Genomic DNA, 22,542 nt, shown 5'->3' with positions numbered 1-22,542 from the left:
ATTCCTGTTATGATAGAGTTGAGGTCGTCATCAAAAATTGTTTATCCATGAATTTTGCATGATTGATTTGTTGAAATTGAAAAAAGCGGAGAGTGATAAAAATGAATCTATATACACGAACTGGTGACAGTGGGAAAACAAGTATTATAGGAGGGCGTGTTGATAAGGATCATTTACGCGTAGAAGCATATGGAACAATAGACGAAGCGAACAGCTTTATTGGTCACGCTATGACGTTATTAACAGATTCAAAATTCCAGGATATCTATTACGAACTAGAGAAAATTCAACATGAGTTATTTGATTGTGGAGGTGATCTTGCTGTAGTAAAAGAAAAGTACCCTTATAAAGCAAAAGCGGAAATGATTGAATTCTTAGAGGAGCGAATTGATCATTATGTAAAAGAGGCTCCACCGTTAGAAAAATTTATTTTACCAGGTGGTAGTAGTGCTGCTGCAGTTATTCATGTTGCAAGAACCGTCACAAGAAGAGCGGAAAGGTGTACAGTCACTCTCCAGAGAGAAATGGATATTAATGAGGTTGTGCTGAAATATTTGAATAGATTGTCAGATTATTTATTTGCTGTAGCAAGGGCGATTAATTTTCGTTTAGGTGTAAATGATGTTGAATATGAGAGAAGTGCACTTGTTTTTAAGACAAAGCCAAAAGAAAAGCAATAAAAAATACTGTAGACATGTAAAATCGCTAGAACCTGGTAGGAAAAATGGTTCTGGCGATTTTTTATTTAATTTAGTCTGATAGATCTGTCCGCATTATGTTAAAGTAGAAGGTAGTTGTTGGTTAATATTACATAAATATTTCAAATATATTTCAACTTACAGAAAGTGCAACTTTACACTTTTCGATTCGACTAAATTAATGAATGGAGGGTTATTCATGGAGGATACCTTTCACAGACTATATGAAAAATATCATCACGATCTTTTTCAGTTTTTGTTTTATATGGTGAAAAGTCGTGAACAGGCTGAGGATTTAGTACAAGAAGTCTATATTCGTGTTTTGAAATCATATGATCGTTTTGAAGGTAGAAGCAGTGAAAAAACCTGGCTTATCTCAATTGCAAGGCATGTAGCCATTGATTGGTTTCGTAAGCAGAAAACAATAAGGCAAAGAATACTAGAACGTTTTGAATGGGATCAACATCAAATTGAAGATGATGGGCAACCACTACCTGAAGAAATAGCTATGCAAAATGAACAGGTAAAATGGGTATATCGGGCGTTAAATGCATGTTCTATAGATCAGCGTGCTGTTGTTATATTGCGATACATTCAAGAGATGTCTATTACTGAAACAGCAGAAATTTTAGGTTGGTCAGTAAGTAAAGTAAAAACAACTCAACATCGTGCCATTAAGCAACTGCAAAAACAAATGATCAACCTTTCAGAAAAGGAGGGACTTTCGATTGAAAAAACGGGAGTGGAATGAAGATCAACTCGAGCAACTTTTACTACAATTACCCTCTGTTAAAGATAAGCAAAACAAAAAAGATCTTTATCAAAGCATCTATTATAGATCTCAAGGAAGGAAAAAACGACGTATATGGGTTGCTCCGACTGTTGCAACAATTACAGTATTATTTATTTTAGTTTTGATATCACCATTTCTATTTCAAGGAACAATAAATACAAGTGAAGAAAAAGCAATGGATATGGAATCATCCTCTTCTTCTGAGTCAAGAATAACTGAAAACAATCCTCAGCCGGAAGCAAAGATGGCTGAATCTTCAATAGCTGAAGATAAGGATGAAAATGTAGAACTAAGCAGAGAGGAAATAAAACAAGAAACCTTTGTAACTGATTCTGACGATTCTGCTCATATACTTACTGTTGGACTAACAGATAATAATTTACAGAATATTATTCCGGTCAGTTTCAAGGAAGAAGAGGGAAAGGAAGAACTTGAACAAATAGAAACATTTAATCCGGAAAAATTTGCAGAAAAGCTTGGACCACTCTCTATAGCATTGGAAAATACAGATCTTGAGCAAGAAAAAAATGATGAAATTATAATTAATTATAAAGCTGATAAAGGTAGTATCACAGGATCTGGTTCTGAAATTGCTTATAAAGAATCTATTATTGAAACATTTAGATGGAAAGGCTATAAAAAGGCGAATCTGTACACAAATGGAGAACAAGGAATTGAATTTAGCAATTATGGTCAAGAAAATCAAATAGAAATAAAAGAAACGAGAAATAAAGCATATCTAGTTTATCAATATGATGAGTCAAAGGCGAAATTACTTGTCCCATCTCCGGAACCCTTACCAACTGTAGAAGAGGCAATTCATATTATGAGAGAAGGAATTGATAATCAGCAACTGAAACCATCTATACAGGAAAATATAGGAGAAATACAAATTAAAGAAGATGGTGAACATCTAGAAATTAATTTTATGCAAAATGCTAATGTCGAAGATAATGAAGAAAGCATTATTATGTTGGAATCAATTTTGTTAACGGCTAAAGATTTTGGATACGAATCCGTTCAATTTTATGGCACAACGGATAATGAAATTGGTGTAATGGATGTTTCCAAACCGGTAGAAGTTCCTTTTTCACCAAATCCAATAGACGAAAATGAATGAGAGGCTCAGGCGATGAGTCTCTTTTTTTGATGCCTGCCATGACCTGAATAAGATAATTAACTCCCCTCAATTTTTCTAAATAACTTTATATCTTTCGGATGATTGAAGAAGATTATTGTATACACTCCTTTAAAATGGTAAATCCTTAAATTTGTACTTTGATTTTCCAGAAGGACAAATTTAGTTAGTTAAAAGGAAAAAGTCAAAAAATTAAATGGGGGAAAAGAATGCAAGATACTAAACAAAAGCTTTTCGTTTATACGATAGGTATTTTATTTGGTGCATTACTTATTGTCAGTAATAGTGTGAAGGCAGAGTCATACATAGAAGAACTAGAAAAAACATGGATTCAACCTGTAGAAGGAACAATCACCGATACATTTGGAACGCGTAATGGTAAACATAAGGGAATTGACATTGCTGCCCCAGAAGGAGCAAAAATTGTCTCAGTATCGGATGGAGAGGTTGTGAAATCGTATTATTCAGACACATATGGACATGTTGTGTTTATCCATCATCCGGAAGGATTTGAAACTGTTTATGCCCATTTAAATAAAAGACATGTCGAACAAGGGGAAAAGGTAAAAAAAGGACAAGTACTTGGTATTATTGGCAATACGGGGATTTCAACTGGAACCCATTTACACTTTGAATTACATAAAGGCAAATGGACATTTGAGAAAGATCACGCATTAGATCCTTTATTTGTATTCAATGAGGATGAAGAACAAACAGTTTATACAGGTCAGCTGGATAATGGTAAAAACAACGATTCTGTCGAAACAAATACAGTACCCTCAATTGATAGAGGAAATACAATAAAGAAAAAGATAACAGTAGTGAAAGGTGATACATTGTGGGGGCTTTCAGATAAGTTTAAAGTGCCTGTTTTATCTATAAAAAAATGGAATAACCTGGAGCTTGATATTATATATCCAGATCAGGATCTAACTATTTTTATAAATAACAGTGAAAATTATGTTGTACAGCCCGGAGATACAATACAATCGATTGCAGCTGAATATAGCACAAGCCCGGAAGAAATAAAAAAAATAAATGATATAACTTCAGATAAAATTTATCCGGAGCAAGTACTAGTTATTAGTAAGAAATAAAGTGACAATCTTACATTACAGGTAATGAAAAAAGATGGCTTGGAACCGATCCCACATCCTTCTTAAATAGAGTTTAGGTAGCTCTATAAAAGGAAGCTTAATATCAGTTCTCATAATGCCATCTTTTTACTTATGATTATTCAAATTTTAATGCGTCACCATCAAATTTCTCATCGGAAATTTTGATCGAATCTGTCGGACAGCCCTCAAAGGCATCCATCATATCTTCTTCAAGGGCATCAGGTACTTCTACAATCCCCTGATTATCATCTAATGTTACAAATGCAATACCTTCATCATCATAATCATAAATATCTGGTGCTGCAGCTCCACAAGCACCACATGCAATGCATGTATCTTTGTCAACTATCGTATATTTTGCCATTATACAAACCTCCTGAAAAAATCATACCATATTTTATTATATGGTCATACTGATTAAATGAGTGAATTCCTTTTTATTATCATCATTCTCTTTTTTGCCCTACATAGTATTGTAAATCGGATTTTTCGACTTTTCAATAAAAAACTCTTATGATGTTACGTTGAATACATTAATTTCTCCTAGTTTTGTCAAAATAATTGCTTTAATTAGCGCAATAAAGAGTAAATATGGTAAACGAATGTCCATAAATTTGTTAAAATAGTGCATGTAATCGAATATTGTCAAACATTGTAGGGTGGTATAATGAAGCTAGATTACTTTCATACGGTTTTACTTAATTGTATAAACCAATTTAATGGAGAAAGAACCCTCTCCGCTATTTATCATTTACTTAAAGGGAAAAAATCTTCACAAACTATCCAAGATGGCAAACTTTTTAATTTATCTCATTTGTTCGGGGTAATTCCCAAACTATCTAGAAAGCAAACCGATGCTGCATGGGAATTACTTAGTCAGGAAAAACTTATCGACATCTTACCCGATAATCATTGCTTTATAACTCTTAAAGGAAAAGAAGTATTGTTAAACAACCTTAAAAAAAATCCAATACCTTCTTCGTTAGATGGATGGCATTATGGGGATAGTAGTAGAGTGTTTTGGAAAAGATTATCATTGCTAGTGCAGGTAGTATCTAACTTGTCCTATGGTAAGACTGGGTATTTACCAATAACAAAAAACCAGGAAGAGTTGCAATGGGTAAAGGGATTTTTGAAACATAATACTGTAACAAGGGAAGACTTATCCAAAAAGCTTCATAATGAACTGGAATTGGCTTTGCATTTACAACCTGTAAAAGATGCAACCATTTTTGTTCAAAGACTTACATCTTCCATGAAAATTGGGCTAACATTTGAACAAATAGCATATAAGCATGATGATGATCCATTTTATGTGTATCTGTTATTTTGGAATGTCGTTCATTCCATCATTAAGCTACAACAAATCCAGGACAATGACTTTGAGTTATTAAAGAAAATCATAAAGGATAAAGTTACAGTAGATGCTCTTACAACCTCAACTAAGGTGACAAGGTCATATGTTCTACAGGGAAAGAGCATAAATGAAATTGCCTTAGTAAGGAATTTAAAGCAAAGTACGATAGAAGATCATATTGTTGAATTGACATTACATGATCCACACTATTCTCCGTCATTTTTTTTGCAAGAAAATGACTATAAAAAAATAATTAAAGCAATTGAAGAGTTACAAACACATCAGCTTAAAAAAGTTAGGGAATATTTAGATAATCAATATAGTTATTTTCAAATTAGGTTGGCGTTTGCATTAAATGGGAGGAGAAAATGAAGCACCAATTAGAAAGCGTACTTCAGTCAAATTTTAATCTCAAGAAATTTAGAACCGGTCAGCAAGAAATTATTGAAGCAGTTTTACAAAAAAAAGATGTTATAGCCATGCTTCCGACTGGCGGTGGAAAATCTCTATGTTATCAACTACCGGGGTATCTATTAAAAGGGCCAATTCTAATCATTTCACCTTTGTTGTCATTAATGGAAGATCAGGTAGAGCAAATAAAGCAAAGAGGCGAAAAAAATGTAATTGCCTTAAATAGCACAATTTCTGTTCATAAAAGAAAGCAAATTCTAATGTACCTAAAAAAATATCGATATATTTATGCTTCTCCTGAAATTCTTCAATTTGATTATGTGATGGAAGCATTAGCAAAAGCGAATATATCACTTTTTGTCGTCGACGAGGCTCATTGTATCTCACAATGGGGGCATGATTTTAGACCAGATTACTCTAAATTAGGTGAGCTGAGGAAAAAGCTTAATAATCCTTCTTGCTTAGCATTAACAGCAACCGCGACAAAGCAGGTTTTAGAAGATATTCAGTATATCCTTCGATTAAATCGTGATGTCAAAACATTCATTTACTCTATTAACCGTCCTAATATTGCGCTTTCTGTAGAAAAGCATCAATCTATAGATGAAAAAATAAGTAGATTACAACAACTCGTTCATACTTTAAAAGGTCCAGGGATTATTTATTGTTCAAGTAGAATATGGACTGAACGATTAGCGCAATTTCTTATCGATTCGGGGATTGAACAGGTTGCATTTTATCATGGTGGAATGGATCAGGAGCAAAGGATACTGATACAACAGCAATTTTTATATGATCAGTTAAAAATTGTGTGTTGTACAAATGCTTTTGGAATGGGGATAAATAAAGGAAATATTCGCTATGTTATTCATTTCCATTTTCCTTCACAACTGGAATCTTATATGCAGGAAATAGGAAGAGCCGGTCGTGATGGTAATAAAAGTGTTGCGATCACACTAGTAACTGATAAGGACTATGAAATTCCTAAGTCATTAGTTGAATCAGAATTTCCATCATATGAAGACTTGAGCAGAACCATTCATTATTTACAAAACAAGCATGAACCTTCCTTTGAATTCATCCAACAGTGGTGCGGACTTACAGAAACACAATGGAGGTATGTTGAACATGTTTATGAAAAGCTTACATCTCATGACATGGATACCGAACAAATCATTTCAGTCATTTGGGAAGAAATTGAAAAAAGAATTGCAATGAAACACGAAAAGTTATCAGAAATGTATACATGGCTATATTCTAAGGGATGTAAAAGACAAAAACTGTTAGCGTATTTCGATGAAATCTATGTTGATCAAACGGACAATTGCTGTGATAATTGCGGGATTGATTTAGAATGCTACCATGAAGAACAAAATAGCAACAGCGGAATACAACAAATGAATTGGCAAGAGGAATTAAAGTTGATTTTTGGCAAGGCGAGTGATTAAGATTTGTTTAAAAAACAAAATGAGTTAATAAAACAATTAACAGATAAGCAAATTGTTCAAAATTTATATTTTACTCAATTTCTACTTATTTGTTTATCTTTTATCCTAGGGATATTTTTATTTCAGAATGTACAGGAATTCTTAGGTCTTTTTCATATGCGTGATCTACATTTTCTTTATTTTGGAATAAGTACTGCAATATTCGTTATTATAGTAGATTTTATCATTTTTAAAATAGCACCTAAGGATCTTGTTGATGATGGTGGGATAAACGAAAAGATCTTTGAAAAAAGATCTATTCCACATATAGTGTTTTTGACTGCATTAATTGCTGTTTCAGAGGAAATTTTGTTTAGAGGAGTCATTCAATCTCACTTTGGATTGTGGGTGGCCAGTCTCATTTTTGCCGTTTTGCATTTTCGATATCTTTCCAAGTGGCTTTTATTTATCATGGTTGTGTCAATTAGTTTCTTATTAGGTGTTGTGTATGAAATCACAGCAAACCTCTATACAACCATTTTAGCTCATTTCTTGATAGATTTAGTCTTTGCGATTCAAATTAGGGTGCAATATGTGAGAGAGGTGAAAACAAATGAATGAGGTTGAAAAACGACAAGATCAAGCTGACGACTTAAGAACTAGAATGATTGATGAATACAGACAAGAAAATGGTAAGTATCCTCCACGAAGTGAGATTCATAAAGGGAAAGACAAAAAAACAAAGCGGAAAATGAAATACCCAATTATAAGTATTTTGGCCTTATTTTTTATCCTACTGCCTGTTTTGTTTTTGTCCATGAATCTTTATTATGGCTCAAGAGAAGATCAAAGTTCCACTGAAGAATTGGATATTGGTGAAAATAGGGTGTATATCTCATCAAATCAAGAGTCTGATAACCAATCAACAGAAATGGACGAATCTCCAAATACTGGTGAGGATATTGAGTCGGAATCTGAGGGGAATTCTAATGAAGATAATGGGGGAAAGGTCATTGAGGATCCAACCCCTGATACTAATGAAAAACAAACTGAATCAGAAGAAGTAGTTAACCCACCAAGTACCACTACCACTGAAGTTTTACAATCAGAAAGTACTGAAGATAAAAGTCAAGATCAATATAGAGAAATTAAAACACATAAAGTGGCAACTGGAGAAACGCTGTTTAGCATCGCAATAAAATATTATAATAACCGCTCTGGAGAAGAGATTATTAGGCAATACAATAATCTTGCAGGAAACGAAATTTACGTAGGTCAAACGCTAAAAATTCCTATAAAATAAATAATGAAACTGATAAAATAGCTCATAACTAGATGGACGACCTCATACAATGTAGTACATTATATTCGTTGTATGAGGGGAAGTGAGCATAATCGAACCAAGTATTCAACTTCTAAACAATCATACTGATGAGCCAACAAAACAGATGCTTGATCATTTAGTTGACCGTAAACGTAAATTCGAAAAGTATAAAAACAAATGTTTCCAAGCGCAGTTTTCGACGTTTATATTATTAATGGGTTTTATCGTTTATTTATATGCATTTATAATAAAACCAACTGGTGGTCAAATTGATGTTGTTTTTCAGATGATTTTTGATAACGAGATTCATATCTTTTTTATTTTACTTATTGTAGCAGGTTATGCAACTGCCCGGTATTTCAAGAAAAAAGAAGACAAATCTGAAACTGAATATCATAATTTAAGATGTGAAGTGATCAGAAAAAGTGCAGAACTGTGGCCACAGCCAGCACAGTGGCAAAATAGACATGAAGTTTTTAAACTTATGAAAAGAGAGTTTGATATAAATTTATTTCATGAAAGTAAATAATAAAGCAATGATATTCCCTTCTTTTTAATATATAGAAAAGGAGGGGTTTTTTGTACATAATAGTTCTACTGCTTGCATTGGTTAGGAAAGGATTGATTAGGTTGATAACATTGCCACTCTTGTTAATCTTCACATTAAGTTTTGCCACCATAATGTTAATCATCATGCTTTTAAACGCAAAAGAAAATCGTGTAATGATTCACCAGCTTGAATTTAATACCTTTCCTCCAGATTTGGATTCTTTAAGAATTTTTTTTATCTCGGATATTCATAGGAGAACGGTGACAGATGAATTACTAAATAAAATACCGAATCAAGTTGATGTTGTTATGATTGGTGGGGATTTAACTGAATCAGGTGTTCCATTTTCCAGGGTCGAAAGTAATATTCGAGCATTAACTAAATTAGCACCTGTCTATTTTGTATATGGAAACAATGATTATGAAGTGAGTCAAGAAACGCTCGAAACTATTTTAGAAAGAAATAATGTAACCATATTAAAGAATACATGTAAAGAGCTTGCATCATCAGCAGGTGGGAGAATTGTATTATTAGGTATAGAAGATATGAGTGGTGAACGAGATAGATTAGATTTGGCTTTAGCTGATCCAAAACAATCAAAAGCTGACTTTAAAATATTATTAAGCCATAATCCGGAAATTCACCACAAAATTAGTCAAAACGATTGTATTTCCCTAGTGTTAAGTGGGCATACTCATGGAGGACAAATCCGTTTTCTTGGATGGGGTTTATATAAAAAGGGAAAATTACATAATCTAAAAAACACTAAACTTTTAGTTAGCAATGGATATGGTACAACAGCATTACCACTCAGATTAGGTGCACCAGCAGAGACCCATTATCTTCATTTGAAGAGAAAAAATCGTTAAAGATGTTAGTTAATCGCACAAAAACCATGCTTTCTTAAGCATGGTTTTTTCATTTGTTATACAAAGTTTACACAAAATAAAACATTCGATATAATTTGGCTAATAGAGTACATTGTGGGGGATTAATCATGTCAAATCATGAAGGAAAATACAATATAAAGGCTGCTTCAAAGATGCTTGGTATTCAAGCTGGAACATTGAGAGCCTGGGAACGAAGATATAACATGATTGCTCCTGTCAGAAATGAATCTGGACATCGTTTATATACCGATGAGCATATCAAAATACTTAAATGGTTGATAAGTAAAGTGAATAATGGTTTTTCAATTAGTCAAGCTGTAAACTTACTTGAAACAAACCAAGTTTCTATAAAGGGAAATGATGAAATTACTGAGGAAGGTGTGTCAGTAGATCGATCATTGAACTTAATGGACGAGCTGCTTCATGCATTACTGAAGTTTGATGAAAATAAAGCATATGAGCTCTTAAACAAGGCTTTTAGCATTTATTCTGTAGATAAGGTTGTTATTGATATATTAGGGACACTGTTGGTGAAGATTGGTGACAAATGGGAGAAAGGGCAAATTACATCTGCACACGAACACTTTGCTTCTTCATTTTTAAGGTCACGGATAGGGATGATTTTACACACATTACCAGTTGATGGATTTCTGCCAAAAGTCATTGCTGTTTGTGGTCCTGATGAATCCCATGAATTAGGTTTGTTAATTTTTACTTTATTTTTAAGAAGAAAAGGTTTTGAAGTTATTTATCTTGGTGGAAGTATTGCAGAAGGAGATATCGATATCGTATTACAGGAAGTAAAACCTGAATTTTTATTTTTGTCATGTACATTAGTGCGAAATTTAAAGAAAACATTGGAACTTGTCGATCAACTTTCTCCAAAATTCGAACATTTAAAAATTGGGCTTGGTGGCAAGGCATTTAGGAAAGTAACATCCTCTACCCTTGAACCATATAATCATTACCTAGTAGGTGATGATAAGTCACAATGGGAAAAGTGGTTAAAAGAAAGATTAAGAGTAAGTAGTTAAGAAAAAACAAATCTCCATCATTCGGGTCTGAAAAAATTTTGAACCATCTCCTATAAAAATCATACTATGATCTATATAGAGCGGTCTCAAGGCAGGAGGGTATGGGATGCGGCTAGAGCGACTGAACTATGATAAAATAAAAATATTTTTAACAACGGATGACCTACGAGACAGGGGATTAACAAAAGAAGATCTATGGAAGGACTCTTTAAAGGTTCATCAATTATTCAGGGATATGATGAATGAAGCCAGTGCTGAGCTAGGTTTTGAGGTACATGGCCCAATTGCAGTTGAAGTTTATTCACTTCATGCTCAAGGGATGGTCGTTATCGTTACAAAATCCTTAGAATCCGAAGAATCTGAAAATGATTTTTCTGATGAATATATTGAGATGCAAGTAAAAGTGGATGAAAGCTATGATATTATTTTCGAATTTGAGACATTTGAGGCATTAATTCAACTGTCACGATACACATTTCGTCAGAATATTCATGATGGCATGGTCATTTATTTTGAAGGACATTATTTCTTATTGTTAAATGATGAACAGCCAGTTGATATTGATAATTTAGTCTCAATCTTAGCTGAATTTGGTAGCCCTTCAACTTTAACTGTCCATAGATTAAAAGAATACGGAAAAATCATATTACAGGAAAACGCATTGAAAGAAATATATCATCACTTTTGGGAAAGTTAAAAAATATGGAAATGAAAGTGGTGAGTTTAACCTTTGATCTCTTATAGAGGAATGATGGTAGAAACGTACTATCTGGTTAAATTCACCTTTTTTACCTTTTATACAATTAGTGTTTACTTGATATGAAAAAACTAGTAACTATTTATATGCTTAAGGTGATATCGTTTCCATGCTTGGGATGAAATTGTTATAATTATCATTTTTCTGCTTTGCATGAGAGCCTTGAAAGTGTATACTATGTCATGAAAGGTGGACATTCTTTCATTTACTGATTAGATTTAGGAGGTTAACTTTAATGGTAGCCGAGAAAAACACCGATGCACAAAATGATAAATTAGATGTGTTAAAATCAACTCAAACGGTGATACATAATGCCCTGGACAAACTTGGGTATCCTGAAGAAGTATATGAATTATTAAAAGAACCAATTAGATTAATGACAGTGAAGATACCAGTTCGTATGGATGACGGATCTGTGAAAATTTTTACTGGTTACCGTGCTCAACACAATGATGCTGTTGGTCCGACAAAAGGTGGAATAAGATTTCACCCCAATGTAACAGAAAAAGAGGTAAAAGCACTTTCCATTTGGATGAGTTTAAAATGCGGCATCGTTGACTTACCATATGGTGGAGGAAAAGGTGGCATTGTCTGTGATCCAAGAGATATGTCGTTTAGAGAATTAGAGCGCTTAAGTCGTGGCTATGTTCGAGCGATTAGTCAAATTGTTGGACCAACAAAAGATATTCCGGCTCCTGATGTTTTTACAAACTCACAGATCATGGCATGGATGATGGATGAATACAGCCGTATAGATGAATTTAATAATCCTGGATTTATAACAGGTAAACCACTTGTTTTAGGAGGGTCACATGGTCGTGAATCTGCTACTGCAAAGGGTGTAACGATATGTATTCGCGAAGCAGCTAAGAAAAAGGGCATTAACATTGAAGGTGCAAGGGTTGTTGTGCAGGGATTTGGAAATGCAGGAAGCTACCTTTCAAAATTCATGCATGATGCAGGTGCAAAAATCGTCGGTATTTCAGACGCATACGGTGGTCTCCATGACCCCAATGGCTTAGATATTGATTATCTTCTAGACCGTCGTGATAGCTTTGGTACAGTGACAAAGCTCTTTAATGATACAATTACTAATAAAGAATTACTTGAACTTGATTGTGATATATTAGTACCTGCAGCAATTGAGAACCAAATTACTGAGGAAAATGCAGCGAATATTCGCGCTAGTATTATAGTAGAAGCAGCTAATGGTCCAACAACACTTGAAGCAACAAAAATACTTTCTGACAGAGGAATATTATTAGTTCCAGATGTTTTAGCAAGTGCTGGTGGTGTAACTGTTTCTTACTTTGAGTGGGTTCAAAATAACCAAGGTTATTATTGGACTGAGGAAGAAGTAGAAGAAAAACTTGAACGTGTGATGGTTAAGTCATTTAATAATATCTATGAGACAAGTCAAAACCGCAGGGTTGATATGCGTTTAGCTGCCTACATGGTAGGAGTAAGGAAAATGGCTGAAGCATCAAGATTTAGAGGCTGGATTTAAGACCTGGTTTATGAATTGGAGACGTGACTTTAGGATGTCTAGCTACTTTATTCAATTTTTAGTTCAGTCATTGGTACTGAAAATTGAAAATGGCTTGATGTTACAGAAAGTCAGTCTCTTTTTTATTTACTAGTTACCTTTTTATACAACGCCTGAATTTGGCTTAAATAGAGTACGGGAGTGAAATTTCTTGATCAAAGAGGAAACTATTATTGTTGGAGGAGGGCCATGCGGCTTATCAGCTGCAATTGCCTTATCAAAAATGGGCACTAAACCATTAGTAATTGAAAAAGGCAACATCGTAAATGCAATTTATCATTATCCAACACATCAAACATTCTTTAGCTCAAGTGAAAAACTGGAAATAGGTGATGTTCCATTTATTACGGAAAATCGTAAACCAGTTAGAAATCAAGCATTAGCTTACTACAGAGAAGTTGTAAGAAGAAAAGAATTAAGAATAAATGCATATGAAAAGGTTGAAAAGGTTGAAAAGAAAGCAGATCAACAGTTTGTTGTGAAGACGAATAAAGAGACATATGAGACAAAACAAGTAGTCATTGCAACAGGATACTATGATCATCCAAACTATTTACATATACCGGGAGAAAATTTGCCGAAAGTATTCCATTATTTTAAAGAAGCTCATCCATATTTTGATAAAGATGTAGTCGTAATTGGAGGGAAAAATTCCAGTGTTGATGCAGCTTTGGAGTTAGTAAAAGCAGGAGCAAGAGTCACTGTTTTGTACCGCGGGAGTGAATATTCTTCAAGTATTAAGCCATGGATTTTACCGGAATTTGAGTCTCTTGTGAGAAATGGAGTAATTAAAATGGAATTCCATGCAAATCTCCTTGAAATCGATGAAGATTCAGTTGTTTATAAAGGCAGTGAAGGAAAAAAGACAATTCGAAATGATTTTGTCTTTGCTATGACTGGATATCATCCTGATCATGATTTTCTGAAAAAAATGGGAGTCACCATTGATACAGAAACAGGAAGACCAGCATTTAATCCTGAAACAATGGAAACAAATGTAAAAGGGATTTTTATTGCAGGTGTAATTGCCGCAGGAAATAACGCAAACGAAATCTTTATAGAAAATGGACGTTTTCACGGGGAATTAATTTATGATGCTTTACGTATGAATAAATAATAAAGAGGGAGTGTACACTCTCTCTTTATTGTAATTATGATGAGAAAATGGCTTCTAATTGGTCTCTCTTAGTCGTTGTTTCAAGTGCAATCATTAATTTAATTCTAGCTTTTTGACCATTTAAACCATTACTGAAAATTAAGCCCATATCTTTTAACTGTCTGCCCCCGCCCTCATAGCCATACACATCTTGAGCAATACCGTTAAAGCAACGGGAAACAAGCACAATCGGTATGCTCTTATCTAAAAGATTTTTTAAACCAGGTAACATCATTGGAGGCAAATTTCCTTGTCCTAAAGCTTCGATTACCAACCCATCTGGATTTAGTTGCTCAAGACCCTTCAAAAGACTACTATCCATGCCTGCAAAAGCTTTTATTAAGAACACGTTCTTATTCAAAGTGGATACATGCAAGGCTTTAGTTTGGATAGGTTTGTGATGAAAGAATACACCTGCTTTATTGACAATGCCGATCGGGCCATATTGGGGACTTTGAAATGTCGCAATATTGCTAGTATGTGTTTTCGTCACATTTTCTGCAGTGTGAATTTCATCGTTCATCACGACAAGAACCCCCATAGACATGGCATGATCTGATACTGCAACTTTTATTGCTGACAGTAAATTATAAAGTCCATCAGAACCTAATTCATTACTAGATCTCATGGCCCCTGTTAATACAACAGGTATTGTTAATGATAATGTAACATCAAGAAAATAAGCAGTCTCTTCAAGAGTATCTGTTCCATGAGTAATAACTACTCCATCGATATGCTTGGTTTTGCTTTCTTCTTCTATAAATGCTTTTAATTGGAGCATGTTTTCTGGTGTTATATGTGGAGAAGGTAAATGAAATAATTCAGTTGTTAAGAGATTTATGTCAGGTAATTCTTTTAGATGGTCCATAAGCGGATTCGTGTTCCCGGGCTTCACTTCCCCCGTTTCCTGGTCCTCTTTCATTGAAATAGTACCACCTGTATGAATAAGTAAAATGTTTTTTTTCATAGATGCCAAACTCCTTCAAAAAATAGTGAAAATCTTGTATATACGACATTCTGACATTTTCAATTTTACGATAACATGATACGATAAATAAAGTGAATTCTATCATAATATTAATAATGTATAAATTAGTATGGAAAATAATGTTACTAATGGAAAAGAGGCCTGTGAATGATTGCAATTATTTCTGCGGGCATTGCCCCAGGTCTTGCTTTATTAAGTTATTTTTATTTAAAAGATCAATACGATTCTGAACCTATATCTTTAGTAATGCGCTCTTTTATTTTCGGGGCCTTGCTCGTATTTCCAATTATGTTTATCCAGTATGTGTTGGATGTTGAAGCCGTCTTTGCTTCACAATTTTTATATACCTTTGTAGCAGTTGGATTTTTAGAAGAGTTTTTTAAGTGGTTTATTTTATTTTTTACTATATATCAACACATCCATTTTAATGAGCATTATGATGGGATTGTTTATGGAGTATCTGTTTCTTTAGGATTTGCTACCTTGGAAAATATTTTATACTTATTTGCAAATGGTGTTGAGCATGCATTAGGGCGCGCTATATTGCCAGTTTCAAGCCACGCATTATTTGGAGTTATTATGGGATATTATCTAGGGAAAGGAAAGTTTACATCACAAGTGAATCGTCCAAAATGGATTGTCTTATCATGTACAATTCCAATATTATTACATTCAGTTTACGATTCTATTTTATTAAGTTACCTTAACTGGGAATATACAATGGTTCCATTTATGTTGTTTCTTTGGTGGTTTGCTCTCCACAAAGCGAAAAAAGCCAGAATAAAAGTAATTGATACTAAGCTGCCGTAGTGCAGCTTATTTTTTTGCCGTATTTTAATTAGATGACTCTTTTTTTGAACTTGGTTATATGTATATAGATGAATAAAATACCAAAGACTACAAAAAATACATTTAAGCAACTACATCTATTAGAGGAGGCATTCAACATGAAAAATATGCGCATAATGATGATGGTTGTCGTCATGACGTTTACTACTGTCACATATCAGTTTTTTTCAGAACAAACCCCAGAGGCACATGCTTTTTCAGGACAAATCATACAAAGAGGTGCAACGGGAAGTGATGTAATCGAATTACAAGCAAGATTACAGTATAACGGATATTATCATGGACCAATTGATGGTGTTTATGGATGGAGTACGTATTGGGCGGTAAAAAACTTTCAAAATATGTTTGGTTTAGAGGAAATTGATGGGCTGGTAGGACAAAAAACAAAGGATATGTTAGCAAGATCAACAAAATTCTATAGTGATTTTGTTTATGAACAAATTAATAATGGGAGAAAGTTTACTCATTATGGAGGAGTACCTTTAGATATTCAATCAGCGCCAACGGAACAAGAAATACAAAAAGCCAGACAAATTGCAGAGCAGAGAAAAATAGAGTCTGAAAAACAGTACAAAGCACAGGCAAATATTCAACAGCAGCAAAAGCAGCGAGAAGCTCAACAGCAACAACAGCAAAAACAGCAAGATGCTCAACAACAACAACAACAGCAAAAACAGCGAGAAGCTCAACAGCAACAACAACAGCAAAAACAGCAAGATGCTCAACAACAACAACAACAACAACAACAGCAAAAACAGCAAGAGACTCAACAGCAACAACAACAGCAAAAACAGCAAGAAGCTCAACAGCAACAACAACAGCAACAACAACAGCAAAAACAACAACAGGCACCACAAAATCAACAAGAGAATAATCGGAACGATCAGGCACAACAAAACAATCAGCAACAAAATGACTCTACTGCCGTTAACATGCCTGGTGGATTCTCACAAAATGATATTCAGTTAATGGCCAACGCTGTATACGGGGAATCGAGAGGAGAGCCATATATTGGTCAGGTGGCTGTTGCTGCAGTTATTTTAAATCGTGTAAATAGCCCAACTTTTCCAAATACAGTTTCAGGTGTAATTTTTGAACCACTTGCCTTCACCGCTGTTGCAGATGGTCAAATATGGTTAACGCCTAATGAACAGGCAAAAAAAGCCGTACTTGACGCAATAAATGGATTCGATCCTACAGAAAATGCCATCTATTATTTTAATCCAAATACAGCTACAAGTTCTTGGATTTGGGGTAGGCCACAAATTAAGCGTATTGGGAAACATATTTTTTGCAAATAGAAGGGGTGACAACTTATGATACGTGGAATTTTAATCGGCGTTTTATCAGTAGCGGTCATCGGTTCCGCTTACTGGGGATATAAAGAACATCAAGAGAAAAATGCAGTATTAATTCAAGCGGAAAACAGTTATCAGCGTGCATTTCATGATTTATCGTATCGAGTTGATCAACTGCATGACAAAATAGGTGCTACTCTGGCAATGAATTCAAGAAAGTCCTTGTCACCGGCACTAGCTGATGTATGGAGAATTACGTCTGAAGCACAATCTGATGTTGGACAACTACCATTAGCACTAATGCCATTTAACAAGACTGAAGAGTTTTTAGCAGGAATAAGTGATTTTAGTTATCGTGCAGCTGTTCGTGATCTTGAAAAAGATCCTTTAACAGAAAAAGAATATGAAACGCTAAAATCTATGTATACAAATGCAGCTGATATTCAGAAAGAGTTACGTAATGTCCAAAACCTTGTACTAAACAATAATTTAAGGTGGATGGATGTTGAACTTGCATTAGCATCAGGACAAAAACAAGCGGACAACACAATTATTGATGGTCTCAAAACAGTTGAAAAAAATGTGGAAAGCTACTCTGAAGCTGATTTTGGTGCAACAAAAACATCGATGAAGACTGACGCCGGCTTTGAAAAGCTGGAAGGTAAAGAAATAAGTAAAAAAGAAGCGGAAGCAGTCGCTAAGAAGTTTGTTGAAAATGAGGTAGCCGATATTAAAGTAACCGAAAATGGCGAAGGTTCAGATTTTGGGTTTTATAGCGTGTCAATGGATGATAAAGAGCAGAAAGTTGATATTAATATGGATATTACAAAAAAAGGCGGATATCCAATTTACTTAGTTCAAAATAGAGAAATAAAAAAGAAAGAAATAAGTCTTAATCAAGCTACTGAACATGCAAGTGATTTTCTAAAAAAACACGGTTTTGAAGATTTAGATCTATTTGAAAGTGCACAATATGATAATGTTGGTGTTTTCACATTTGTATCTATTATTGATGGTGTAAGAGTCTACCCGGATTCGATACGAATGAAAGTAGCTTTGGACAATGGTGAGGTAATTGGTTTTTCAGCAAGAGACTACCTTGCTGCACACAAACAGCGGGAAATTACAAAACCGAAGATTTCAAAGGCAGAAGCTTCGAAAATGCTCAACCCAAGTCTTGAAGTTCACGAAGATCGTCTAGCGCTCATTTTAAATGAGTTTGGTGAGGAAGTTCTCTGTTATGAATTTTTAGGAACGATTGAGAATGATACGTATCGAATCTTTATTAATGCTGATAATAACACAGAAGAAAAAGTGGAAATGTTGAAAAATCCGGAGCCGATTTTTCAAGAAATATAAAACATGAGGAGGATACCCATTTTTAAAAAAAGTGGTGTATCTTCCTCGTGTTTTATTACATTTTAAGAAGTATTATTTTGTGATTCAAAACCGATACCAAACAAAAGTTTAATATTGAATTGTCTCTTGCGCAACGGTATTGTCCATGCTTTAATAAGAAAGAGAGTACTTAGAAAGAGTGATAATGTGCTGAAAATTGGGGATGTCATTACTTTAGAAACAAAAGGTGAAAAATTAGAAAGATTAAAATGTAAGCTTGTTGAAAGAAAAGGTAATAAGCTTTTTATTGATTATCCCATTAACCTAGAAACAGGCCGTACAGCTTTTTTAATTATTGGAACTGAGTTAAATGCTTCTTTTGTAACTAACGATAATGTATATCGATTTCAAACAGAAGTTACAGGTCGATCAAAGGAAAATATTCCAATGATTTCATTAACATATCCTGGTGATAATCAGCTTATCCGTATACAAAGAAGACAGTTTGTTAGAATTAATACGAACTTAGATGTTGCTATACATCCAAAAGAGAATGAATTTGAAGCTTTTACAGCTGTAACTTCAGATATAAGTGCCGGTGGGACAGCTCTTCTTCTTCCTAAAACAACAAAACTAAAAAAAGATCAAGAAATTATGATTTGGTTTGCTCTTCCCTTTCATAAAGATCAAATGGAATACATAAAGGTTAAGGGGAAGATTATTCGAATCATGCCAGGAGATCATGAGCTATTCGTAAAGGCTCCAATCCAATTTCTTGATATAAATGAAGAGACAAGACAAATTTTACTTCAATTTTGTTTTAATCAACAAATTCAATTGCGTAGAAAAGGGCTTATTGAAGAATAATACTCGGTATTTTTAACCATACTAGTAAGAAAATGCCGGAGTTGAATCGTATTGGAACGAGTTGAACGCATATTAATTAAATTAATAGTTATCCAATTTATAGCACTGGTTTGTGCACAGCTATTAATACAAAATTCTCATGTACAACCTTACCTTTCTCGCGTTGTTCAATATGAAGGTGTAAATAAAATGACTATAACTGAGTGGCTGGAAACATTTAGTCAATAAACAGATGCAGGTGACCTTGACCTGCTTCATTTATTTGTTATTTTTTATATGAAGATTTTGGAGATATAGTTAAAAATGATAGCTAGTAATTAAACAAAGATTTCATAAAAATCTTAAGAATAGTAGTAAAGGGTTGCCAAATATGTACTATTGATACTAACAAGAAACTACTAGACTAAAAACCTATTTGGAGGAAACAATGACATTGAAAAAAATATCTGTTGCAATTGATGGACCAGCTGCAGCAGGAAAAAGTACAGTTGCAAAAATAATAGCAGAAGATTACTCATATATATATATAGATACTGGTGCGATGTATCGTGCGCTAACGTATAAAGCATTACAAGAAGGTGTGGATTTAAGAAATGAGCAGCAAGTAGCCGATGTGCTGTCACAAATTACAATTGAGCTTTTTCCATCTGACAATGGACAAATTGTTAAAGTGAATACCGAGGATGTTACAGAAGTGATTCGTACAAATGAAGTAACAAATCATGTTTCATATGTTGCCATGCACCCATTAGTGAGGGAAGAAATGTTAAAGCGTCAGCGCCTCCTTGCTTCAGAAGGTGGTGTAGTAATGGATGGCCGAGATATAGGTACCCATGTACTACCTGAAGCTGAACTTAAAATCTTTCTAAGGGCTTCTGTTGAAGAAAGAGCTAAAAGACGACATGATGAAAATGTAAAAAAAGGATATGAATCAAATCTTGAACAACTTAAACAAGAAATTGCGAATCGTGATAAGCTTGATTCTGAAAGAGAGATTGCACCTCTAAAAAAGGCAGAGGATGCAATAGAACTTGACACCACTGCTTTATCTATTCAACAGGTCGTAAAAAAAATAGAAGACTATATAGAAGAAAGGCTTTGATATCGTGTCATTATATCCTTTTGCAAGGTCAGTTGTTGCAGGCTTATTAAAACCAACATATCGTATTAAAGTTGAGGGATTGGAGCACTTTCCCAAAGAAGGTGGAGTATTACTTTGTACAAATCACATAAGTAATTTTGATCCTCCGGTAGTTGGAGTAACTGCGCCAAGAAAAGTATTATTTATGGCGAAAGCAGAACTTTTTAAAGTACCGGTATTAAAGCAATTATTAACCAACTTTGGAACTTTTCCTGTGAAGCGCGGTGGAGGAGACCGTGAAGCAATCCGGGCAGGTCTTAAAGTGTTAAAAGAGGGTCATGTATTAGGGGTGTTTCCGGAGGGAACAAGGAGTAAAGATGGAAAACTGGGAAAAGGACAAGCTGGTGCTGGATTCTTTGCACTTCGGTCTACTGCTGCTGTTGTTCCATGTGCTATAATTGGACCATATAAATCTTTTCGCACTCTACGGGTTGTTTATGGTAAACCTATAAACATGGAAGAATATCGCGAGAAAAAAATAAATGCTGAAGAAATGACAAGTATTATTATGGAAGAAATAAATAAACTACTTCAAAAGTAAAGGAATTGAAGACTTCTTGCTTGACAAAAAGTATCATTTATTAGAAGTTTAAAATGAAGGGATTTTTCATTTTATTTTTAGGGGGAGGAAAACTCTTTTATTTATAAATAAAATGAAATCTTACATAAAGTTAATCAAAAGTCGCTCAGGTTTTGACAAGGAGGTAATTGAAATGGTAGAAGATTTAAACAGTGTTCAAGTTGATACACCTGAAGTTGGTGATGTTGTTAAAGGAATCGTAACAAAAGTCGAGGAAAAACAGGTAATTGTAGAAATTGAAAATTGTAAGCATTCCGGTATCATTCCAATCAGTGAGCTTTCAAGCCTACATGTTGAAAAAGCTTCTGATGTCATAAGCGAAAATGATGAACTTGAATTAAAAGTATTAAAAGTTGAGGAAGAAGCATTAGTTTTATCCAAACGAGCAATTGATGCAGAAAAGGCATGGGATGAACTTGTAAAAAAATACGAAACAAAAGAAGTATTTCATGCTGATGTAAAGGATGTCGTAAAAGGCGGTCTTGTCGTTGATTTAGGAGTAAGAGGGTTTATTCCTGCATCTTTAGTAGAAGCACACTTCGTAGAAGATTTCTCAGAATATATGGGAAAAACTCTTTCTCTTATCGTAGTAGAATTAGACAAAGAGAAGAATCGAGTGATTTTATCACATCGAGCAGTTATTGAAAAAGAGCAAAGTGAGAAAAAATCTGAAGTTTTAGATTCTATTAAAGTTGGTTCCACAATTGATGGAACTGTTCAACGCTTAACTGATTTTGGAGCGTTTGTAGATATCGGCGGTATTGATGGTTTAGTGCATATTTCTCAATTATCACATCAGCATATTGATAAGCCATCTGATGTTGTACAAGAAGGACAAAATGTATCTGTAAAGGTACTTTCAGTTGATCGCGATAATGAAAGAATCTCTTTATCAATCAAAGAAACATTACCTGGACCATGGGCCAATATTAAAGAAAAAGTCCAAATTGGTGATGTAGTAGACGGTGTTGTGAGACGTTTAGTTTCTTTTGGTGCATTTGTTGAGATACTTCCTGGAGTAGAGGGACTTGTACATATTTCGCAAATCTCTAACAAACACATTGGCACACCACACGAAGTATTAGAAGAAAATCAGGAAGTTAAAGTGAAAGTTTTAGATATTAATGAATCTGAGCAAAGAATTTCATTAAGTATTCGTGAGCTTGAAGAAGCGACGAAAGCTACGGATGAAGACGTTATTCAATATCAGTCTCAAGAAGATTCATCTTCCGGTTTCCAATTAGGAGAGATGATTGGAGATCAACTAAAAAAACTAAAATAA

General features: G+C 34.2%; 24 protein-coding genes. 22 read left to right on the top strand and 2 right to left on the bottom strand.

The annotated features are described in order from the left end of the window. Positions 1 to 101 precede the first annotated feature (101 nt). From HWV59_RS18180 to HWV59_RS18165, 4 genes are all read left to right on the top strand, one after another. A complete protein-coding gene (locus HWV59_RS18180; RefSeq protein WP_175639731.1) occupies positions 102 to 680 on the top strand; it encodes a cob(I)yrinic acid a,c-diamide adenosyltransferase in 579 nt (192 codons plus the stop codon). Between the two features lie 217 nt (positions 681 to 897). Then, complete coding sequence (sigX, locus tag HWV59_RS18175; RefSeq protein WP_175639730.1) at positions 898 to 1,449, top strand: RNA polymerase sigma factor SigX; 552 nt, start codon at positions 898 to 900, stop codon at positions 1,447 to 1,449. After that, complete coding sequence (locus HWV59_RS18170) at positions 1,427 to 2,611, top strand: hypothetical protein (protein ID WP_175639729.1); 1,185 nt, start codon at positions 1,427 to 1,429, stop codon at positions 2,609 to 2,611. Before sigX ends, HWV59_RS18170 begins: the two co-directional genes overlap by 23 nt. Before the next feature lie 227 nt (positions 2,612 to 2,838). Continuing rightward, positions 2,839 to 3,726 (top strand): M23 family metallopeptidase, encoded by an 888-nt coding sequence (locus HWV59_RS18165; RefSeq protein ID WP_175639728.1) that lies wholly within the window; start codon positions 2,839 to 2,841, stop codon positions 3,724 to 3,726. Positions 3,727 to 3,862: 136 nt separating this feature from the next. Here HWV59_RS18165 and HWV59_RS18160 read toward each other — a convergent pair whose 3' ends face one another. Continuing rightward, a complete protein-coding gene (locus HWV59_RS18160) occupies positions 3,863 to 4,111 on the bottom strand; it encodes a ferredoxin (protein WP_026560247.1) in 249 nt (82 codons plus the stop codon). A 303-nt stretch (positions 4,112 to 4,414) separates the two neighbouring features. On the opposite strand from HWV59_RS18160, the gene HWV59_RS18155 reads away from it, so the two are divergent. The 10 genes from HWV59_RS18155 (at position 4,415) to HWV59_RS18110 (ending at position 14,160) form a co-directional block, all read left to right on the top strand. After that, positions 4,415 to 5,476 carry a helix-turn-helix domain-containing protein gene (locus HWV59_RS18155; protein WP_175639727.1) on the top strand — a complete coding sequence of 354 codons (1,062 nt, stop codon included), beginning with the start codon at positions 4,415 to 4,417 and terminating at the stop codon, positions 5,474 to 5,476. After that, positions 5,473 to 6,963: a RecQ family ATP-dependent DNA helicase gene (locus tag HWV59_RS18150; RefSeq protein WP_175639726.1), complete on the top strand. Its 1,491-nt coding sequence runs from the start codon at positions 5,473 to 5,475 to the stop codon at positions 6,961 to 6,963. The genes HWV59_RS18155 and HWV59_RS18150 overlap by 4 nt, the downstream gene beginning before the upstream one ends. A 3-nt stretch (positions 6,964 to 6,966) precedes the next feature. Then, positions 6,967 to 7,563: a CPBP family intramembrane glutamic endopeptidase gene (locus tag HWV59_RS18145; protein ID WP_175639725.1), complete on the top strand. Its 597-nt coding sequence runs from the start codon at positions 6,967 to 6,969 to the stop codon at positions 7,561 to 7,563. After that, complete coding sequence (locus HWV59_RS18140; protein ID WP_175639724.1) at positions 7,556 to 8,245, top strand: LysM peptidoglycan-binding domain-containing protein; 690 nt, start codon at positions 7,556 to 7,558, stop codon at positions 8,243 to 8,245. Before HWV59_RS18145 ends, HWV59_RS18140 begins: the two co-directional genes overlap by 8 nt. Positions 8,246 to 8,327: 82 nt before the next feature. Continuing rightward, the gene (locus tag HWV59_RS18135; protein WP_175639723.1) at positions 8,328 to 8,795 is read left to right on the top strand and encodes a YpbF family protein; all 468 of its coding nucleotides are present in this window, start codon (positions 8,328 to 8,330) and stop codon (positions 8,793 to 8,795) included. Positions 8,796 to 8,845: 50 nt separating this feature from the next. Continuing rightward, the gene (locus HWV59_RS18130) at positions 8,846 to 9,685 is read left to right on the top strand and encodes a metallophosphoesterase (RefSeq protein ID WP_235991774.1); all 840 of its coding nucleotides are present in this window, start codon (positions 8,846 to 8,848) and stop codon (positions 9,683 to 9,685) included. A gap of 128 nt (positions 9,686 to 9,813) precedes the next feature. Further along, positions 9,814 to 10,740, top strand: coding sequence for a MerR family transcriptional regulator (locus HWV59_RS18125; protein WP_175639722.1), 927 nt, complete (start codon positions 9,814 to 9,816; stop codon positions 10,738 to 10,740). 106 nt (positions 10,741 to 10,846) lie between these two features. Beyond that, positions 10,847 to 11,437 carry a genetic competence negative regulator gene (locus HWV59_RS18120; RefSeq protein WP_102229237.1) on the top strand — a complete coding sequence of 197 codons (591 nt, stop codon included), beginning with the start codon at positions 10,847 to 10,849 and terminating at the stop codon, positions 11,435 to 11,437. 295 nt (positions 11,438 to 11,732) lie between these two features. After that, the gene (locus tag HWV59_RS18115) at positions 11,733 to 13,004 is read left to right on the top strand and encodes a Glu/Leu/Phe/Val family dehydrogenase (protein ID WP_102229236.1); all 1,272 of its coding nucleotides are present in this window, start codon (positions 11,733 to 11,735) and stop codon (positions 13,002 to 13,004) included. Positions 13,005 to 13,194: 190 nt separating this feature from the next. Beyond that, positions 13,195 to 14,160 (top strand): YpdA family putative bacillithiol disulfide reductase, encoded by a 966-nt coding sequence (locus HWV59_RS18110; RefSeq protein ID WP_175639721.1) that lies wholly within the window; start codon positions 13,195 to 13,197, stop codon positions 14,158 to 14,160. Positions 14,161 to 14,194: 34 nt separating this feature from the next. On the opposite strand, the gene HWV59_RS18105 is transcribed toward HWV59_RS18110, so the two are convergent. Beyond that, positions 14,195 to 15,166, bottom strand: a complete 972-nt coding sequence (locus tag HWV59_RS18105) for an asparaginase (RefSeq protein ID WP_175639720.1) — start codon at positions 15,164 to 15,166, stop codon at positions 14,195 to 14,197. Positions 15,167 to 15,334: 168 nt separating this feature from the next. Here HWV59_RS18105 and prsW point away from each other — a divergent pair, with 168 nt between their 5' ends. From prsW to rpsA, 8 genes are all read left to right on the top strand, one after another. Further along, on the top strand, positions 15,335 to 15,997 hold the full coding sequence (gene prsW / locus HWV59_RS18100; RefSeq protein WP_175639719.1) for a glutamic-type intramembrane protease PrsW: 663 nt from the start codon (positions 15,335 to 15,337) through the stop codon (positions 15,995 to 15,997). A gap of 137 nt (positions 15,998 to 16,134) precedes the next feature. After that, complete coding sequence (gene sleB / locus HWV59_RS18095) at positions 16,135 to 17,337, top strand: spore cortex-lytic enzyme (RefSeq protein WP_235991773.1); 1,203 nt, start codon at positions 16,135 to 16,137, stop codon at positions 17,335 to 17,337. A 15-nt stretch (positions 17,338 to 17,352) separates the two neighbouring features. Next, positions 17,353 to 18,693, top strand: coding sequence for a germination protein YpeB (gene ypeB, locus HWV59_RS18090; protein WP_175639718.1), 1,341 nt, complete (start codon positions 17,353 to 17,355; stop codon positions 18,691 to 18,693). A 186-nt stretch (positions 18,694 to 18,879) separates the two neighbouring features. Next, positions 18,880 to 19,539 (top strand): flagellar brake protein, encoded by a 660-nt coding sequence (locus tag HWV59_RS18085; RefSeq protein WP_175639717.1) that lies wholly within the window; start codon positions 18,880 to 18,882, stop codon positions 19,537 to 19,539. A gap of 51 nt (positions 19,540 to 19,590) precedes the next feature. Continuing rightward, positions 19,591 to 19,767, top strand: coding sequence for a YpfB family protein (locus HWV59_RS18080; protein ID WP_175639716.1), 177 nt, complete (start codon positions 19,591 to 19,593; stop codon positions 19,765 to 19,767). Between the two features lie 199 nt (positions 19,768 to 19,966). After that, entirely contained in the window at positions 19,967 to 20,641 is a 675-nt protein-coding gene (gene cmk, locus HWV59_RS18075) for a (d)CMP kinase (RefSeq protein ID WP_175639715.1), read from the top strand. 4 nt (positions 20,642 to 20,645) lie between these two features. Beyond that, on the top strand, positions 20,646 to 21,221 hold the full coding sequence (locus HWV59_RS18070) for a lysophospholipid acyltransferase family protein (protein ID WP_175639714.1): 576 nt from the start codon (positions 20,646 to 20,648) through the stop codon (positions 21,219 to 21,221). A gap of 172 nt (positions 21,222 to 21,393) precedes the next feature. Next, positions 21,394 to 22,542 (top strand): 30S ribosomal protein S1, encoded by a 1,149-nt coding sequence (gene rpsA / locus HWV59_RS18065; RefSeq protein ID WP_175639713.1) that lies wholly within the window; start codon positions 21,394 to 21,396, stop codon positions 22,540 to 22,542.

This window comes from Metabacillus schmidteae, assembly GCF_903166545.1.
Taxonomy (GTDB): Bacteria; Bacillota; Bacilli; order Bacillales; family Bacillaceae; genus Metabacillus; species Metabacillus schmidteae.
The sequence above is the reverse complement of the archived record's forward strand: the minus strand, read 5'-3'. Positions and strand labels throughout refer to the sequence as shown.